Raw genomic sequence first — 17,152 nt, forward strand, 5'->3', positions numbered from 1 at the left:
ATGTTTCAAATGAAAAAACTATTACTGACAGCACTGATTTCAACTTCAATTTTTGGGTTAGCTGCTTGTGGCGGGAAAGATAAAGATGAAAAGAAACTAGTTGTGGGGGCTTCTAACGTGCCGCATGCGGTTATTTTAGAAAAGGCTAAACCTTTATTAGAGAAAAAAGGAATTGAGTTAGAAGTGAAAAAATTCCAAGACTACGTATTACCAAATAAATCGTTAGCGGATAAGGATTTAGATGCAAACTACTTCCAGCACATTCCGTATTTAGAAAAAGAAATGAAAGATAAAAAATATGATTTTGAAGTAGCAGGAAAGATTCATTTAGAACCGATTGGTGTATATTCTCAAAAATATAAGAGCTTAAAAGAACTTCCAGATGGAGCGACAATTATTATGAGTAATTCAGTTGCTGACCATGGACGTGGTCTAGCAATTTTACAAAAAGAAGGTATTTTAAAAATTAAAGACGGGGTAGATCCAGTTAAAGCAACTCCAAAAGATATTGCGGATAACCCGAAAAACTTGAAATTCAAAACAGATATTGAGCCTGGTTTATTGCCACAAGTGTATAACAATAAAGAAGGCGACGCGGTTCTAATTAACTCGAACTATGCAATTGATGCGAAGTTAAACCCAGAAAAAGATGCAATTGCAATTGAAAGTAATGATTCACCATACGCAAACGTAGTAGCTGTTCGTAAAGGTGATAAAGATAAGAAAGAGATTAAAGCTCTTGTAGAAGTATTACATTCTAAAGAAATCGAAGACTTCATTAATAAAGAATATAAAGGGGCAGTTGTTCCTGTAAAAGAATAATTGCTGTAAAAGGGCTGGTGTATGCCAGCCTTTTTTATAACTACATAATTATACGGGAGAAGGGGACATCATATGAAAAAGATTCTATTGTCAGTTGTTACAGCGCTGTCTGTATTTACATTAGCTGCTTGCGGAGGAAAAGAGGAGAATAAGCTTGTTGTGGGAGCTTCTAACGTACCGCACGCTGTTATTTTAGAAAAGGCACAGCCGATATTAGAGAAAAAGGGTATTAAATTAGAAATTAAAAAATTCCAAGATTATGTGCTGCCGAATAAAGCGTTAGCGGATAAGGAAATTGATGCAAACTACTTCCAGCACATTCCTTACTTAGATAAAGAAATTCAAGAAAAAGGATATAAAATTGTAAACGCAGGAAAAATTCATTTAGAGCCAATGGGCATTTATTCTAAGAAATATAAAAGCTTAAAAGACTTACCAGATGGCGGGACAGTGATTATGAGTAATAACGTAGCGGAGCGTGGCCGTATGCTAGCGCTGTTACAAAAAGGTGGCGTTATTAAATTAAAAGATGGAGTAGATGTTGTGAAAGCAACAGTAAAAGATGTTGTAGAAAATCCGAAAAACTTAAAGTTTAAAACAGATGTAGAGCCTGGTCTTTCACCGAAGTTATATGAAAATAATGAAGGTGATGCATTATTTATTAATTCAAACTATGCAATTGATGCAAAATTAAATCCAACAAAGGATGCGATTGCGATTGAAGGATCAGACTCTCCGTATGCAAATATTATTGCAGTTCGTAAAGGTGACGAGAAGAAAAAAGAAATTAAGGAGCTAGTAGAAGTACTGCATTCAAAAGAAATTCAAGATTTTATTAATAAAGAATATAAAGGTGCTGTACTTCCGGTAAGTGAATAAATATAAGGAAAGGGCTGGAAATTTACCAGTCCTTTTTTCTTTATATAAATAAGAAGAAAGGTGTATCATATAAGGATGCAAGTGAAATACTTATATACATTTGTGAAAAAATTGTTACTTTTTTTCATCGTTTGCGATATCATTTTATTTGATATAAAATTAGAATGAGAATAAAATGAGAATATGAACGTTTTAGGAATTTTTAAAATGTATATATAGGATTAATGGAGGTATTGAGATGGCTGGTTCTACATTAACGGTTAAAGACTTACACGTATCAATTGATGGCAAAGAAATTTTAAAAGGTGTAAACCTTGAAGTAAAAGGTGGAGAAATCCACGCAATTATGGGACCTAACGGAACAGGTAAATCAACTTTATCTTCTGCAATTATGGGTCACCCAAAATATGAAGTAACAGAAGGTAGCATCATCATCGACGGTGAAGATGTATTAGAAATGGAAGTAGACGAGCGCGCGCAAGCAGGTCTATTCCTAGCAATGCAATATCCAAGTGAAATTAGCGGAGTAACAAACGCTGACTTCTTACGTTCTGCAATTAACGCACGTCGTGAAGAAGGCGATGAAATTTCTCTTATGAAATTTATCCGTAAATTAGATAAAAACATGGAATTCCTAGAAATGGATCCAGAAATGGCACAACGTTACTTAAACGAAGGTTTCTCTGGCGGTGAGAAAAAACGTAACGAAATTCTTCAATTAATGATGATTGAGCCAAAAATCGCAATCTTAGACGAAATTGACTCAGGTCTTGATATCGATGCATTAAAAGTTGTATCTAAAGGTATTAACGAAATGCGCGGCGAAGACTTCGGTTGCCTAATGATTACGCATTACCAACGTTTATTAAACTACATCACTCCAGACTTCGTTCACGTTATGATGAACGGTCGTATCGTTAAATCTGGTGGCCCTGAGCTTGCACAACGTCTAGAAGCTGAAGGTTACGACTGGATTAAAAAAGAATTAGGTATTGAAGACGAAACAACAGAGCAAGAAGCGTAAGAGAGGAGCATAAACATGACAATCGGTACATTACCTTTCGATCAAGAAACAATCCGTCAACGCGCAAGCGAAGTAAACGAAGCAGCTTGGTTGACTGAGTTCCGCTTACAAGCTCTTGCACAAGCAACTGAACTTCCAATGCCAACTCCTGATAAAACGAAAATTGACAAATGGGACTTTATCGGAAAAGGCGACGCTGCTAAGCAAGAGCCTGTAAGTTCTTTAACAGAGCTTCCAGAAGCAGTGAAAAACTTAATCGATGAAAATAACAGCGTATTAGTGCAACGTACTGGTACAACTGCATTCGTTTCTTTAGCAGACGAAGCAAAAGAAAAAGGTGTTATTTTCACAGACATCGTAACAGCTGCAACAGAGCATGCTGAACTAGTACAAAAGTACTTAATGAAAGACGGCGTGAAGGTAGACGAGCATCGTCTAACTGCACTTCATGCTGCATTAATCAACGGTGGTGCATTCGTATATGTTCCGAAAAACGTTGTTCTTGAAACTCCACTTCAAGCTGTATTCTTAGTAGACGGCGAAGAAGCTAACGTATATAACCACGTATTATTCGTAGCTGATGCGAACAGTACTGCAACTTATGTAGAAAACTACGTTGCAAATGAAAATGCTAAAGGTATTGCAAATATCGTAGCAGAAGTAATCGTGGAACAAGGCGCACAAGTGAAATTCGGTGCGGTTGATTTATTAGCAAAAGACGTAACAACTTACGTTAACCGCCGCGGTATTGTTGGACGCGACGGCCGCGTTGATTGGGCTCTAGGCCTTATGAATGACGGAAACACAATTTCAGAGAACGTTACAAACTTAATGGGCGACGGTTCATATGCTGATACGAAAACAGTAACAATTGGCCGTGGTAACCAAACACAAAACTTTACAACTAAAGTTGTTCACTTCGGTAAACATTCTGAAGGTTGGATTTTAAAACACGGTGTACAGAAAGATAGTGCAACATCTATCTTTAACGGAATTGGTAAGATTGAACACGGTGCATCTAAGTCAAATGCACAACAATCTTCTCGCGTTCTTATGTTAGATGAGAAAGCACGCGGTGATGCAAACCCAATTCTTTTAATTGACGAAGATGATGTTATGGCAGGTCACGCAGCTTCAGTAGGTCGCGTAGATCCAACTCAACTATACTACTTAATGAGCCGTGGTATTCCAAAACGCGAAGCAGAACGTTTAGTCATCCATGGATTCTTAGCACCTGTAGTTAATGAGCTTCCAATTGAAGGAGTAAAAGCACAGCTTGTTGAGGTAATTGAAAGGAAAGTTCGCTAATGAATATTCATGAAATACGCAAACAGTTTCCAATTCTTGATCAAAAAGTGAACGGCAAACAACTTGTTTATTTCGATAGTGCAGCAACTTCTCAAAAACCAATTCAAGTCATTGAAACGTTAGAACGTTACTATAAAGAATACAATTCTAACGTGCATCGCGGTGTTCATACGCTCGGTACGAAAGCTACCGACGCGTATGAAGGTGCACGGGAGAAAGTTCGCAAGTTTATTAATGCGAAATCAATGGAAGAGATTATTTTCACGCGCGGAACGACAACTGCATTAAATACAGTAGCGGCTAGCTATGGTCTTGAAAATGTAAAAGAAGGCGATGAAATCGTTATTTCTTACATGGAGCACCATAGTAACATCATTCCGTGGCAACAAGTTGCGAAGAAAACTGGTGCAACTTTAAAATATCTTCCGCTTCAACCAGATGGGACAATTTCAATAGAAGATGCTCGTCAAACAATTACACCGAATACAAAAATCGTTTCTATCATGTATGTTTCTAATGTACTTGGAACGATTAACCCTGTAAAAGAAATCGGAGCAATCGCACATGAGAATGGCGCAATTATGGTCGTTGACGGTGCACAAAGTACACCTCATATGAAAGTAGATGTACAAGATTTAAACTGTGATTTCTACGCATTATCTGCTCATAAGATGTGCGGACCTACAGGTATCGGCGTATTATATGGTAAGAAAGAATTGCTAAACAATATGGAGCCAATTGAATTTGGCGGTGAAATGATTGATTTCGTAGATTTACAAGAATCTACTTGGAAAGAGCTTCCGTGGAAGTTTGAAGCAGGTACACCGATTATCGGTAATGCAATCGGACTTGGTGCGGCAATTGATTTTCTAGAAGAAATCGGTCTTGATAATATTGAAAAGCATGAGCATGAATTAGCGCAATACGCTTTAGAAAGACTATCAGAAGTAGATGGCGTTACAATTTATGGTCCAAAGCATCGCGCTGGTCTTGTTACATTTAATATTGAAGACGTACATCCTCACGATGTAGCGACAGTATTAGATGTAGAAGGCATTGCAGTTCGCGCAGGACACCACTGTGCACAACCGCTTATGAAGTGGCTGAAAGCTTCTTCAACAGCACGTGCGAGCTTCTATTTATATAATACAAAAGAAGAAATTGATACATTTGTTGAATCGCTAATCAAGACAAAGGAGTATTTCACAAATGTCATTTAATAATTTAGATACGTTATATCGTCAAGTTATTATGGATCATTACAAAAATCCTCGTAACCATGGCGTGCTAGAAGATAGTGTTACAGTTAACTTGAACAATCCAACTTGCGGCGATCGTATTCAACTTACGATGAAAGTAGAAGAAGGTATTGTGCAAGAAGCGAAGTTTGAAGGAGAAGGATGTTCTATCTCAATGTCTTCAGCTTCCATGATGACACAAGCAGTAAAAGGTAAGAAAATTGAAGAGGCGCTTCAGCTTTCTAAAATTTTCTCTGACATGATGCTAGGAAAAGAGTACGATGACAGCATCGATTTAGGAGATATTGAAGCATTACAAGGCGTATGCAAGTTCCCTGCACGTATTAAATGTGCAACATTAGCGTGGAAAGCGTTAGAAAAGGGCTTAAACGAAGATAAGTAATGTTAAAGGTTCCTAAAAACGAGGTTATCTAAGGAGGGACACACCAACATGGCGAAGCAACTGCCAGATATCGGCGATTATAAATATGGTTTCAAAGACAAAGACGTTTCGATTTTCCGTGCTGGACGCGGTTTAACAAAAGAGATCGTTGAAGAGATTTCACGTATGAAAGAAGAACCACAGTGGATGTTAGACTTCCGTTTAAAATCACTGGATAAGTTCTATGAAATGCCAATGCCACAATGGGGCGGCGACTTAAACGACTTAGATTTCGATGAAATTACGTACTACGTAAAACCATCTGAGAAATCTGAGAAGTCTTGGGATGAAGTACCTGATGAAATTAAAGCGACATTTGATAAATTAGGTATTCCAGAAGCTGAGCAAAAATATTTAGCTGGTGTATCTGCACAGTACGAATCTGAAGTTGTATACCACAACATGAAAGAAGACCTAGAAGCTCTAGGAATCGTCTTTAAAGATACAGATAGCGCATTAAAAGAGAACGAAGATATTTTCCGTGAGCATTTCGGAAAAGTAATCCCACCAACAGACAACAAATTCGCAGCATTAAACTCTGCAGTTTGGTCTGGTGGATCATTCATCTACGTTCCAAAAGGTGTGAAAGTTGATACACCACTTCAAGCGTATTTCCGTATTAACTCTGAAAATATGGGACAATTCGAGCGTACGCTTATCATCGTAGACGAAGGCGCACACGTACACTACGTAGAAGGTTGTACAGCACCTGTTTACACGACTAACTCACTTCACAGTGCGGTAGTAGAAATCATCATTAAGAAAGATGCATATTGCCGTTATACAACAATCCAAAACTGGGCGAACAACGTATACAACCTAGTTACAAAACGTGCGGTTTGTGAAGAAAACGCAACGATGGAATGGATTGACGGTAACATCGGATCTAAATTAACGATGAAATACCCAGCAGTTATCTTAAAAGGCGAAGGCGCTCGTGGTTTAACATTATCTATCGCGATTGCTGGTAAAGGCCAACACCAAGATGCTGGTGCAAAAATGATTCACTTAGCACCAAACACGTCTTCAACAATCGTTTCTAAATCGATTGCGAAGCATGGTGGTAAAGTAACTTACCGTGGTATCGTACACTTCGGACCAAAAGCGAAAAACTCTCGCTCTAACATCGAATGTGACACGTTAATCATGGATAATCAATCTACATCTGATACAATTCCTTACAACGAAATCAAAAACGATTACGTTTCACTTGAGCACGAAGCGAAAGTATCGAAAGTATCAGAAGAACAATTATTCTACCTAATGAGCCGCGGTATTTCTGAGCAAGAAGCTACAGAAATGATCGTAATGGGCTTCATCGAGCCATTCACTCGCGAACTTCCAATGGAATACGCAGTTGAAATGAACCGCCTAATCAAGTTTGAGATGGAAGGTTCTATCGGTTAATATATGTATGAAGAAAGCGCCCTGCTGTGCAGGGCGCTTTTTTTATTGTGTGAGCTTGGCTTGGGGTGGGGTTAGCCGAGATACCCAGGTGGGTTTCTGGCTAAATATATCGACGATAACTCCGAATATATCGGCGATTCGACAAGGGATATCGACTTATCAACAAATTACGACAGGAAGAACAGGTCGTATACCCCGAACCTAAATCGTATCCACCTTATCCACAGATTTAACACGTTCCAAAATATACTTTATCCCAACAAAAGAACCGTACCCAATTAAAGCTCCTAGCATATTGAGTATGATGTCATCAATATCGAAAACACCAGTAAAGGTAAGGAGTTGTAACGATTCAATTAATAAAATGAACTTAATAAAAATTTTGGATGCCATTTTTACATTGTTAATTTGTTTAAATAATAAAGGTAGCAGGAATCCGAATGGGATGAATATGATGACGTTTCCTAATGTGTTCATAAGTACGATTTCTATATTATAAGGATCTAGTAAATGAGTAGGATCGAATCCACTTAAATAGTTGATTGTACTTCTGAAAGGAATTAAGTTTATTAACCCACCGTGTATAGCATGCCAGTCACCTGTTTCAAAGAAGTACTTCAGATTACCAAAGTAAAAGGCTGACCTCCCGAGCAATAGTTTAAATAACAAAACAAACGAATACGGTAAAAACAATCCCCAGCCAATCCACTGTACATATTTTTGTGTAGAAGATTGCATCGCTTTTTCAATTTCAGTTCCTAAAGTAGAGGCTTCTCCAAAGTTTTGAATGGCTAATGCAGTAGCTTCTTTTTCAGATTTTCCTTGATCGAGAAATTCTTGTTTTAAGCTTATGAGATGATCATAAATTTCGAAGTATAGTTCGCTTTTATCAGATTGGGATAGGTTTGTTTTTTGAACGATACTCTTTATATATTCTTCAATCGTCATTAATTTAAAGCTCCTTTCTGACAAGTTTTAATAAGAGCTGTAACTGAATCCCACGCTGTTAGTTTTTCTTCTAAAATTTTCTTTCCGTTCGTAGTAATGCGATAAAATTTTCGTTTCATACCCGTTTCAGATTCACCCCAGTAGGAATTTATTAAATCCTTTTGTTCCAGACGTTTGAGTGCTGGATAGAGTGTACCTTGGCTCATTGTGTATAAATCATTGCTGTTTTCTTTTAGCTTTTGAATAATTTCATATCCGTACGTATCGTGCTGTTTAATGATGGAGAGAAGTAAAATATCAATACTTCCTTTTAATATCTCTTTATCCATTTTATGGTTCACCACCTTATAATGAGATTGTAATACGACATATGTCGTGTTACAAGGTATATGTGCATGAGTATACCCCTGCTAGTATACATTTCAATATATCAGCGATTTTTCAAATATATCGACGATTATTTCAATATATCAGCGATTATTTCAATATATCGACGATTCGACAAGGAATATCGACTTATCAACAAATTACGACATAGCAGAGCGGGCGTATACCCCTCAATATTTAGATGATATGCATGAAGTGGCCGAATGGAAGTAGTTGAGGCTAAGATATTGACAAACCCCCACAAGGAACCCCCACAAGGACCCACACAAGGAAATCCACCAAACACCTCGTAAAACCACTCAACAAACTTTCTGACAAATCCCCCCTCCGTTCTCTCAACGAATCCAACAACTAAAAAAGAAAGTTTTTCATATAAAAAGGGCAATCTTTTGCTTTTTCTCACAATGCGAGTACAATGTAAAATAGCAAGAAAAGACGAAAAGTATTTACAGGATTATTGCGTACGCATAGCGTAAATGGCAGTAAGGAACTGAGAGGAGGTTTTTTCTCTGAATATAAATAAAGAAACAATTATCCACCTTTATCATACAAACGATATACATAGTCATTTTGAGAATTGGCCGCAAATTTCTCGGTTTGTACAAGGAGAGAAAAAGCGAAGACAGGAAGCGGGAGAGACCGTTTTGACTGTAGATATCGGCGATCATGTGGATCGTTTTCATAGTATTTCGGAAGCGACGAATGGGCTTGGCAATACGAAGCTTTTAAATGAGGCGTTATATGATTATGTAACGATCGGAAACAATGAAGGAATTACGTTAGCGAAGGAGCATTTGAATCGTCTATATGATGACGCTGGATTTGAGGTGCTTGTCGCGAATTTATTTGAAAAAGAAGGGGTACGTCCAGAGTGGGCAAAGCCTTATAAATTACATACAACGACAGATGGGATTACGATTGCTTTTATCGGATTAACGGTTGCGTATCCAGAGTTTTATCAAATGTTAGATTGGCATATTGAAGATCCAATCGAGCATTTAGAGTCTATTTTAGAAGAAGTGAGAGATGAGGCTCATATAACGGTTGTCCTTTCTCACCTTGGAAAAAGCATGGATGAGCATATGGCGGAGCATTATGATATAGATGTTATTTTAGGGGCACATACGCATCATTTATTTGAGCGTGGTGTTCTTATGAATAATACGTTACTATGCTGTTGTGAGAAGTGGGGACGTTACGTTGGGCACGTTCAACTTACTGTGGATAAAGAGACGAAGAAGTTGTTGAAAAAGGATGGTAGAGCGATTAAGACTGAACGTTTAGGTGCTTATAGCAAACCGTTATCCACAATTGAAGCGCTGCAGGAAGAAAGTGAACATATTATGGAAGAGCCTGTCGTTCATTTAAAGGAATCATTACCGGTTAATTGGTTTCATGAGACAGCATTTTCGCACATGTTAGCAAATGCGCTGAAAAACTGGTGTGGTGCAGAGATTGGCATGGTGAACGCTGGTGTACTTCTTGAAGGATTAGAAGAAGGAGTTGTGACGCGCGGAGATCTTCACAGAATTTGTCCACATCCCATTAATCCATGTTTATTGAAAGTGCCGGGGAAAACGTTACGAGAAGTGATCTTGAAAGCACGCCGCCCGAATATGGAGAACCTTGAGGTAAAAGGATTCGGATTCCGCGGGAAGGTAATGGGAAAAATGATTTACGCTGGTGTAGAAGTCATTCCAGATACGATTCCCGGGAATAAAATTTTACTCGAAGATGTATTAATTAACGGAGAATCGCTTGAGTTAGATCGTATATATACAGTGGGAACGATCGATATGTTCACATTTGGATACTTATACCCAGAGCTATCCACACTTTCTGACAAACAATATTATATGCCAGAACTACTTAGAGATGTGTTAGCAGACATGTTAATAACTTATACATCTTCCGTCAAACTATAGGCTAGTTAACTTGTAACACTCATTTTTCTCTTGTCATACAGATAAGAAAGAGAGGAGTGTGAACTATGGTTAATGTAGAGCCAATTATAATCGATAATTATACGTTTATTGCGGTTAGCGTCAAACTTCCAAAGACAAATTTGCTAGCTGTAATGAGCGATAAAGGATATATTATGTGCGGTGCATTAGATGTAGGTCTTTTAAATGAGAAGTTAGGGGATCGAGGTATTATTGCTGGCCGCGCGGTTGGTGTAAGAACGATTGAACAACTTCTTGAAGCGCCGCTAGAATCAGTAACGATTGAAGCCGAAGCTTTAGGTATTACGGCTGGTACAATCGGAAAAGAAGCATTATTAAAAATGAGATAAGCATATATCGTCCCTCCTTCTTGCATAGAAATGATATAAGAAGGAGGGTTTTGTATGAGTATATTTCGTTCGAAAAATTCGCGGTTTCGAAGGGGACCTATTTCCTTTCGGCATATACTGCTTATGTCGTTTATTCTTTTTGTCATATTACTCGTGCAAGGATTATGGATTGTGAATAGCAGCATTCAGCCGACATTAATGAAATATGGAGAAGTAGAGACACATAAAATGGCGACAGCGGTTATGACGAAGGCGGTAAAAGATAGGATCGATGAGGGATTCGATGTCGATTCATTAATGAAAGTACAAAATGATAAAAACGGGAAAGTATCCACAATTAATTTAAATACGAAGCAAGTAAATGAAATCGTAACGTCAACGACCACATACATAGAAAAATATTTACAGCAAGTAGAACAAGGGAATTTGAAGGGGCTAGGTATTTCTGAAAAAAATGGGGCAACGATGGCAGTTCCGTTTGGGCGTGTAACAAATAATGCACTTCTTGGAAATATCGGACCCGACATTCCAATTGATTTCACAACGATTGGTCATGTAAATACGGATATTAAACAAAAAATTGAGCCGCACGGAATCAATACGACAGCGATTCAAATTATTATGGAGATGGAAGTGACGTTGCAAGTCATTATTCCATTTCATACGAAAGAAATAAAAGTAAAACAAGATGTTCCGATTGCGACGCGTATCGTTCAAGGGGAAGTGCCTACGTATTATGGAAGCGGAAGTGTTGTTGTACCTGATAAAAAGAAAACGGATAGTTAGTCGAATATAAAAAATAACCGTAGCAATGTGCTACGGTTATCGTTTTGTATTCGTGCGTTCTTTTCGCTCCCAAAGACTTAAATGCATGTATGGATCGAAAGCCCATTCTGTATAACCATTGTCTTTATACATACCGAAATGTAGGTGGGGCGGGAATTTTCCAGCTGTGCCGGGAGGTCCGTAACCGGTGCTACCAACAAATCCGATTACTTTTCCAGGCTCGACAATTTGCCCAAGCTGTATTTCTTTTGAGAATCCGCCTAAATGAGCGTAATAATGGTAATTATTATGAAGGTCGCGAATGCCGATGCGCCATCCGCCAAGGCGGTTCCAGCCTTTTGTTTCAATAATGCCATAGCAAGTGGATCTTACTGGTACGCCATAGCCTGCAAAAATATCAGTTCCTTCATGAACTCTTCTTCCTCCAAAGCTTCTTCCAGCGCCGAATGTACTACGGTAGCTATGGTCACTGCGAATAGGGAGAGGAAACGCATTTCCTTCTAAATTAATACGTCCATAATGCTTATAAATTTGGGCGTATTCGGTAATTAATTCAACTGTTTTCGCACGTCTATAATATTCCCAGAGCATGATTTTAATACGTTCTTCTGACGTTCCTTGTTTCTTTAAAATCGTTGCTGCTGTATGCAAAAGATCACGGTCGTTATTTGCATTTGCAAATCCATCTTTGTCACCATCTAAACCTAACCCGCCAAATAGAGCAATTGTATGGGGGAGAGTGTCGTTACCATTAACAGGTCCAGCCCATATTTCTGGTTTGAAATAAAGGGAAATGATGGCATCTGGTTTTTTCGGAATATCTTTTCTTACGCTCCGTATATTTCTTTCGTATTGATCCATTGCAGCTAAGTAATACCACGGAATGCCTGAAGATTGCTCGGTTTCTTTATATAGTGCCATGCGCTTTTCGTATATGCTTTGCTGATTATCTTCACCGTAAGCGATGTTCTGGTGGAGAAGAAAGCAAATCGAAAGCAAAAGAGAAATTTTTCGAAGCATGAAATAGACTCCTTTCACATCATCACTCTTTTTAGTGTGGGATATACGGAGTATTTCATTATAGGGAACGATTGGAAAAAATCTTAGAATCTTCATTTGAGCAAATCGCTTTCATACGTTAGAATAGATATGTTACATTGAAAGAAGCGAACACGGTAAACTATTTCATATTGTGCGGAGTTGATAACCATGACAAAACAAACAGAATATAAGCGCAAGCCCGAATGGTTGAAAATTAAGTTAAACACGAATGAAAACTATACAGGCTTAAAGAAAATGATGCGTTCTAAAAATCTTCATACAGTTTGTGAGGAAGCAAAATGTCCGAATATTCATGAATGCTGGGCTGTAAGAAAAACAGCAACATTTATGATTTTAGGTGCGGTTTGTACACGTGCTTGTCGTTTTTGTGCGGTTAAAACAGGCTTACCAACTGAGCTTGATTTACAAGAGCCAGAACGCGTAGCAGATTCTGTAGTACAAATGGGCTTAAAGCACGTTGTTATAACAGCGGTTGCACGTGATGATTTAAAAGATGGTGGAGCAGCTGTTTTTGCTGAAACAGTACGCGCTGTACGTCGTAAAAATCCATTTACGTCAATCGAAGTATTACCATCTGATATGGGTGGAGTAGAAGAAAACTTAAAAATGTTAATGGATGCAAAACCAGATATTTTAAACCATAACATTGAAACAGTACGTCGATTATCTGACCGAGTTCGCGCTAGAGCAAAATATGATCGTTCATTAGAGTTTTTACGTCGAGCAAAAGAAATGCAGCCTGATATTCCAACTAAATCGAGCATTATGGTGGGCTTAGGTGAAACGAGAGAAGATTTAATTGAAGCAATGGATGACTTACGTGCAAACAATGTAGATATTTTAACTCTTGGACAATACCTACAACCATCTAAGAAGCATTTACCAGTTCTTAAATATTACCCACCAGCAGAATTTGCAGAGCTGAAAGAAATTGCACTTAGCAAAGGCTTTAGCCACTGTGAAGCTGGCCCACTTGTGCGTTCTTCTTACCATGCGGACGAGCAAGTTCGTTCTGCAAAAGAAAACACAGCAGAAGCAAAATAATGAAAAAAGGGAGCTAATGATTAGCTCTCTTTTTGTTTGTACTCCAAAACAGTATTTGAACATGTTAATAAAATCTTTTTTAATTCTTCTGTGGATAATTCAATTGTAAATTCAGGTACACCAGGTGTAATTAAAATTTTATCGTACGTATAAATAGCGTTATCCACAATAATTGTTACATCGTGTGAATACCCGAAAGGAGCTACACATCCCGGCGTACAACCAGTTTTGTCTCGCAGTTCATCAGGAGAACAGAGAGATAAGCGTTCTCCCGTTAGTTCTTTCATCTCTCCGCGGTTAAGCCTTGTGCCCTCTAACGTGAAAAATACGTAATAATCTCCAGCCTTTGATTTTAAAAATAAGCTTTTACTTGGAGTGCCTTGTAAGCCAAGCCTCTCGCGTACGATCCGATCTGTCTCATAATCGAGTACCGGTTCATGTTCAAACTTTTCATAAGAAATATTTGTTTTATGTAGTAAAGCAAGTACATCTTCGTACATATGGAGTGATACCCCTTTCTATTATTAGTACAGTTTCTTCTCGTGGCGTCAACTGAATGTGTTGGAAAGAGATATTACTTGGACGGTGCTTTCCATAATCGTTTTAGGCTACATTGTTCATCAATTGTAATTTCGTACATATCAGGATTCGTTAAAGCTTTCCATTCATGAAAGCCGATCGTATGATCAAAGTGCTTTAAAATGAGCGTAAGTAAGTTTCCATGTGTAACGAGTAATATTGTAGTATGGTTTAATTTTAAAACGTCTTCGATAATCGATATAGCACGGTCCGTTGCTTGTTTTGTTGACTCTCCGCCTGAAAAGGCAATATCTATATTTATAAAAGTAGATTCTAGTTTTTGCATCCAATCGTCCATTGGAACGTCGCTTAATATGCGTTCAGCTAATCGTTCATCTTCTTGGATAGACAAATTAGCTTGGAGTGCATAGGGCCGAATAGAATCGATAGCCCGCACAAATGGGCTTGAAATAATATGATCTATTTGTAGATGATTTTCTAAGAGGAATGTAGCAAGGGTGTTTGCTTGTTTTTTTCCATCGGTCGTTAATTCGGCATGACGTTCTTGTCCAGCGGCTGAACAATGTCGTATTACAATGATTTTCTTCATAATTCATCCCCATCTTTCAAGTTGACGCTATATACTTCGACAAATGCGGAAAAAATTCCTTTTTATCCCGCTTTAATGGGCAGTAAGACCCCCACCTCAAAATTCAGCGCAAGCAAAGAAGTTAGGTGGGGGTCGGGCTGCCCATTAAAGTCCGATTGGTGAGGGCTGATTAAAGTTTCACTTTATTGGAAACGGCATATTGATCTAAATATGTGGAAAAGTAATGTGGATAATGAAAATTGAGGTGCCAGTATGAAAAAAATGATATGTCTCGTATTCATGATTTGTTTTCTTACGCAAATGTCCACAACATATGCACAATCCAATCAAAAGTTAGATTATCCGAGCAATCGAAATAAGTCATTTGTAAGTGGGGATGTGTTTTACGAACAGTTAGATAAGAAAATGTATAAAGAATACAAAAATGCAGCGTATAGTGTTCGGAAAAAGATTTTATTTAAAGAAGTACCCGACGAAGAATTTTCCTTTCTACAAAAAACAGCCGCGGGTTGTCGGGGTGAAGTGGTGCTTCAAGATTCTTTTATTCACCCTGATCGCCAAGTTTATTTTTTCGCTTCCTTTTCTCAAAATGAAGTAGAAGAGTTACACAAGTACATCGTTATAGATGCAGAAACAAAGAAGGAGCTGCAAAGCGGTAAAAGTTATCATCGCTATGATAATCTTTATAAAAAATAACCCACCAACAGGCGGGTTATTTTTACTTTGGCACACTCATTAATTTCTCTTTCATTTTACGAATAAGAATGATAGCGCCAATTGTGAAGAGAAGGGTGATTCCTTCTGCAACAAAGATGTTAATTGTTTTCGTTTGGTAAAGTGCCGCGAAGAAGTCTACAAGTGCGTGGAATAGTATAGCGTACACAAGGAAGATATATTTCTTCTGCTTCACTGCGTATAAGACAAGCATTGTAAAGGCGATTTGAAGCACGAGTGCCATAATTCTTTCTAAGCTACCAAGGAAGTATAAGTAGGCAGGTTGCTGAATTAACATGTCTTGTAGGCGGCTTAGTTCTGGCATTTTTTCGACCATCTGGGCGAAGCTACCGTTGTTAATTGAATTCGCAAATATAAGTGCTTGGAATGCAGAGAATCCGCCAACTAAAATGGATTCAATTCCGCCGTGACCGATTCCGTAAGCAAAGCCATCTTTATATTCTTGATATTTTTTTAGTAGGAAGAAGAAGGCAACGAAGCGTCCTAATTCTTCAAAAATACCAGCAGTGAGTCCACCATAAAGTGCGAAAACAAATGGATTTTCTAAAATTGGAGCGATTGCTGGATTACCGCGCATAAATAGGTGGAATGGTGTTTCGAGAATTTGGGTAAATCCGATAAAGATAAGAACACCAACACCGACTACTTTCCAATTTATATTATATTTTTTACGGAAATAAACGAGTACAATAATTGGGACCAGAATCGAGACAATGAGTTGAAAGATGATGCTGGCAATTACAGTATTTGAAACCATATTTTCACCGCTTTCTAATATATGTACATATCTATTATGCATGAAATATTTTATAAAGAAAATGAATTTACTTATTGACTCTAACGTTGCGTCATACTTTATCGTATGTATTAAGGGGGAGATACACATGGCAATGAAGGTAAAAGAAGTAGCTAATTTAGTTGGAATTAGTGTGCGCACACTGCATCATTACGATGAAATTGGGTTGTTAACCCCAGATGAGACGACAGAGTCTGGATATCGTCTGTATTCCAATGAAAATTTAGAGACATTGCAGCAAATTTTATTTTTTAAAGAATTAGGCTTCCCTTTGAAGAAAATTAAAGAAATTATCATGAGTCCATCATTTGACCGGGAAGAAGCACTGCAGCTTCATAAGAAAATGCTTCTTGAAAAGCGGGCTAGGTTAGATAAAGTGATTGCGACGATTGATAAAACAATTCAGCATACAAAAGGAGAGATTGAAATGACGAATAAAGAGAAATTTGAAGGCTTCGATTTCAGCCATAATCCGTACGAAGAAGAAGCGCGTGAAAGATGGGGAGACGCAGCTGTAGATAAAGCGAATGAATATGCGAAAGGCATGTCTAAAGAAAACCAAGAAGAGTTTAATACGATTTACAGAAACTTAGCGGCGCTTAGACACGGAGCACCAGATTCTAAAGAGGCACAAGAAGCAATTGGAGTATGGTACAATTACTTGCAAAAATTCGGTGAATATTCATTAGATGCTTTTAAAGGACTTGGTCAAATGTACGTCGCTGATGAGCGCTTTACGAAAAATATCGATAAGTTTGGTGAAGGATTAGCTCAGTTTATGTGTGATGCGATGGAGGTTTACGCAAATCGTAAGAAATAGTAAAAAATAAAGAAGATGGAGGTTTTCTCCAC

Annotated in this window: 19 protein-coding genes; 13 read left to right on the forward strand and 6 right to left on the reverse strand. The window is 38.0% G+C overall.

Features of this window, described 5'->3' with window-relative positions; genetic code table 11:
* Positions 1-9 precede the first annotated feature (9 nt).
* From metQ (ACTFRN_RS23305) to sufB, 7 genes are all read left to right on the forward strand, one after another.
* Positions 10-822 carry a methionine ABC transporter substrate-binding lipoprotein MetQ gene (gene metQ / locus ACTFRN_RS23305; RefSeq protein WP_000735105.1) on the forward strand — a complete coding sequence of 271 codons (813 nt, stop codon included), beginning with the start codon at positions 10-12 and terminating at the stop codon, positions 820-822.
* A gap of 72 nt (positions 823-894) precedes the next feature.
* Entirely contained in the window at positions 895-1,701 is an 807-nt protein-coding gene (gene metQ / locus ACTFRN_RS23310) for a methionine ABC transporter substrate-binding lipoprotein MetQ (protein ID WP_000722401.1), read from the forward strand.
* Between the two features lie 238 nt (positions 1,702-1,939).
* Positions 1,940-2,725 (forward strand): Fe-S cluster assembly ATPase SufC, encoded by a 786-nt coding sequence (gene sufC / locus ACTFRN_RS23315; protein ID WP_000929157.1) that lies wholly within the window; start codon positions 1,940-1,942, stop codon positions 2,723-2,725.
* Positions 2,726-2,740: 15 nt separating this feature from the next.
* Entirely contained in the window at positions 2,741-4,033 is a 1,293-nt protein-coding gene (gene sufD / locus ACTFRN_RS23320; RefSeq protein WP_000152165.1) for a Fe-S cluster assembly protein SufD, read from the forward strand.
* Positions 4,033-5,253, forward strand: coding sequence for a cysteine desulfurase SufS (gene sufS, locus ACTFRN_RS23325; RefSeq protein WP_001020761.1), 1,221 nt, complete (start codon positions 4,033-4,035; stop codon positions 5,251-5,253). The genes sufD and sufS overlap by 1 nt, the downstream gene beginning before the upstream one ends.
* Positions 5,243-5,674 carry a Fe-S cluster assembly sulfur transfer protein SufU gene (gene sufU, locus ACTFRN_RS23330; protein WP_000009523.1) on the forward strand — a complete coding sequence of 144 codons (432 nt, stop codon included), beginning with the start codon at positions 5,243-5,245 and terminating at the stop codon, positions 5,672-5,674. The genes sufS and sufU overlap by 11 nt, the downstream gene beginning before the upstream one ends.
* A 48-nt stretch (positions 5,675-5,722) precedes the next feature.
* Positions 5,723-7,120 (forward strand): Fe-S cluster assembly protein SufB, encoded by a 1,398-nt coding sequence (sufB, locus tag ACTFRN_RS23335; protein WP_001118823.1) that lies wholly within the window; start codon positions 5,723-5,725, stop codon positions 7,118-7,120.
* A 201-nt stretch (positions 7,121-7,321) separates the two neighbouring features.
* On the opposite strand, the gene ACTFRN_RS23340 is transcribed toward sufB, so the two are convergent.
* Together ACTFRN_RS23340 and ACTFRN_RS23345 are read right to left on the reverse strand one after the other, a co-directional pair.
* Positions 7,322-8,068, reverse strand: coding sequence for a VanZ family protein (locus ACTFRN_RS23340; protein WP_049111945.1), 747 nt, complete (start codon positions 8,066-8,068; stop codon positions 7,322-7,324).
* Positions 8,068-8,397, reverse strand: coding sequence for a PadR family transcriptional regulator (locus tag ACTFRN_RS23345; protein ID WP_000356633.1), 330 nt, complete (start codon positions 8,395-8,397; stop codon positions 8,068-8,070). The genes ACTFRN_RS23340 and ACTFRN_RS23345 overlap by 1 nt, the downstream gene beginning before the upstream one ends.
* A 591-nt stretch (positions 8,398-8,988) precedes the next feature.
* Between ACTFRN_RS23345 and ACTFRN_RS23350 the strand changes: the two genes are divergently transcribed.
* The 3 genes from ACTFRN_RS23350 (at position 8,989) to yunB (ending at position 11,534) form a co-directional block, all read left to right on the forward strand.
* Positions 8,989-10,380 (forward strand): bifunctional metallophosphatase/5'-nucleotidase, encoded by a 1,392-nt coding sequence (locus ACTFRN_RS23350; RefSeq protein ID WP_088106282.1) that lies wholly within the window; start codon positions 8,989-8,991, stop codon positions 10,378-10,380.
* Between the two features lie 65 nt (positions 10,381-10,445).
* Positions 10,446-10,748 (forward strand): YunC family protein, encoded by a 303-nt coding sequence (locus ACTFRN_RS23355; protein ID WP_000248463.1) that lies wholly within the window; start codon positions 10,446-10,448, stop codon positions 10,746-10,748.
* A gap of 54 nt (positions 10,749-10,802) precedes the next feature.
* Positions 10,803-11,534, forward strand: coding sequence for a sporulation protein YunB (gene yunB / locus ACTFRN_RS23360; RefSeq protein ID WP_000021810.1), 732 nt, complete (start codon positions 10,803-10,805; stop codon positions 11,532-11,534).
* A 36-nt stretch (positions 11,535-11,570) separates the two neighbouring features.
* On the opposite strand, the gene ACTFRN_RS23365 is transcribed toward yunB, so the two are convergent.
* Positions 11,571-12,554: a M23 family metallopeptidase gene (locus tag ACTFRN_RS23365; protein WP_000944675.1), complete on the reverse strand. Its 984-nt coding sequence runs from the start codon at positions 12,552-12,554 to the stop codon at positions 11,571-11,573.
* A 189-nt stretch (positions 12,555-12,743) separates the two neighbouring features.
* Here ACTFRN_RS23365 and lipA point away from each other — a divergent pair, with 189 nt between their 5' ends.
* Complete coding sequence (gene lipA, locus ACTFRN_RS23370; protein ID WP_000166370.1) at positions 12,744-13,640, forward strand: lipoyl synthase; 897 nt, start codon at positions 12,744-12,746, stop codon at positions 13,638-13,640.
* A 20-nt stretch (positions 13,641-13,660) separates the two neighbouring features.
* Here lipA and ACTFRN_RS23375 read toward each other — a convergent pair whose 3' ends face one another.
* Together ACTFRN_RS23375 and ACTFRN_RS23380 are read right to left on the reverse strand one after the other, a co-directional pair.
* On the reverse strand, positions 13,661-14,140 hold the full coding sequence (locus ACTFRN_RS23375; RefSeq protein WP_088106283.1) for a YbaK/EbsC family protein: 480 nt from the start codon (positions 14,138-14,140) through the stop codon (positions 13,661-13,663).
* Positions 14,141-14,214: 74 nt separating this feature from the next.
* On the reverse strand, positions 14,215-14,769 hold the full coding sequence (locus tag ACTFRN_RS23380) for a histidine phosphatase family protein (protein WP_000721017.1): 555 nt from the start codon (positions 14,767-14,769) through the stop codon (positions 14,215-14,217).
* 252 nt (positions 14,770-15,021) lie between these two features.
* Between ACTFRN_RS23380 and ACTFRN_RS23385 the strand changes: the two genes are divergently transcribed.
* On the forward strand, positions 15,022-15,465 hold the full coding sequence (locus ACTFRN_RS23385) for a hypothetical protein (RefSeq protein ID WP_088106284.1): 444 nt from the start codon (positions 15,022-15,024) through the stop codon (positions 15,463-15,465).
* 22 nt (positions 15,466-15,487) lie between these two features.
* Here ACTFRN_RS23385 and ACTFRN_RS23390 read toward each other — a convergent pair whose 3' ends face one another.
* Entirely contained in the window at positions 15,488-16,303 is an 816-nt protein-coding gene (locus ACTFRN_RS23390; protein ID WP_002163480.1) for a YhfC family intramembrane metalloprotease, read from the reverse strand.
* A gap of 85 nt (positions 16,304-16,388) precedes the next feature.
* Here ACTFRN_RS23390 and ACTFRN_RS23395 point away from each other — a divergent pair, with 85 nt between their 5' ends.
* Positions 16,389-17,120 (forward strand): MerR family transcriptional regulator, encoded by a 732-nt coding sequence (locus ACTFRN_RS23395; RefSeq protein WP_001241001.1) that lies wholly within the window; start codon positions 16,389-16,391, stop codon positions 17,118-17,120.
* Positions 17,121-17,152 lie beyond the last annotated feature (32 nt).

The sequence above is a fragment of the Bacillus cereus group sp. MYBK245-2 genome (genome assembly GCF_051916145.1).
In the GTDB taxonomy this organism is placed as follows: Bacteria; Bacillota; Bacilli; order Bacillales; family Bacillaceae_G; genus Bacillus_A; species Bacillus_A pacificus.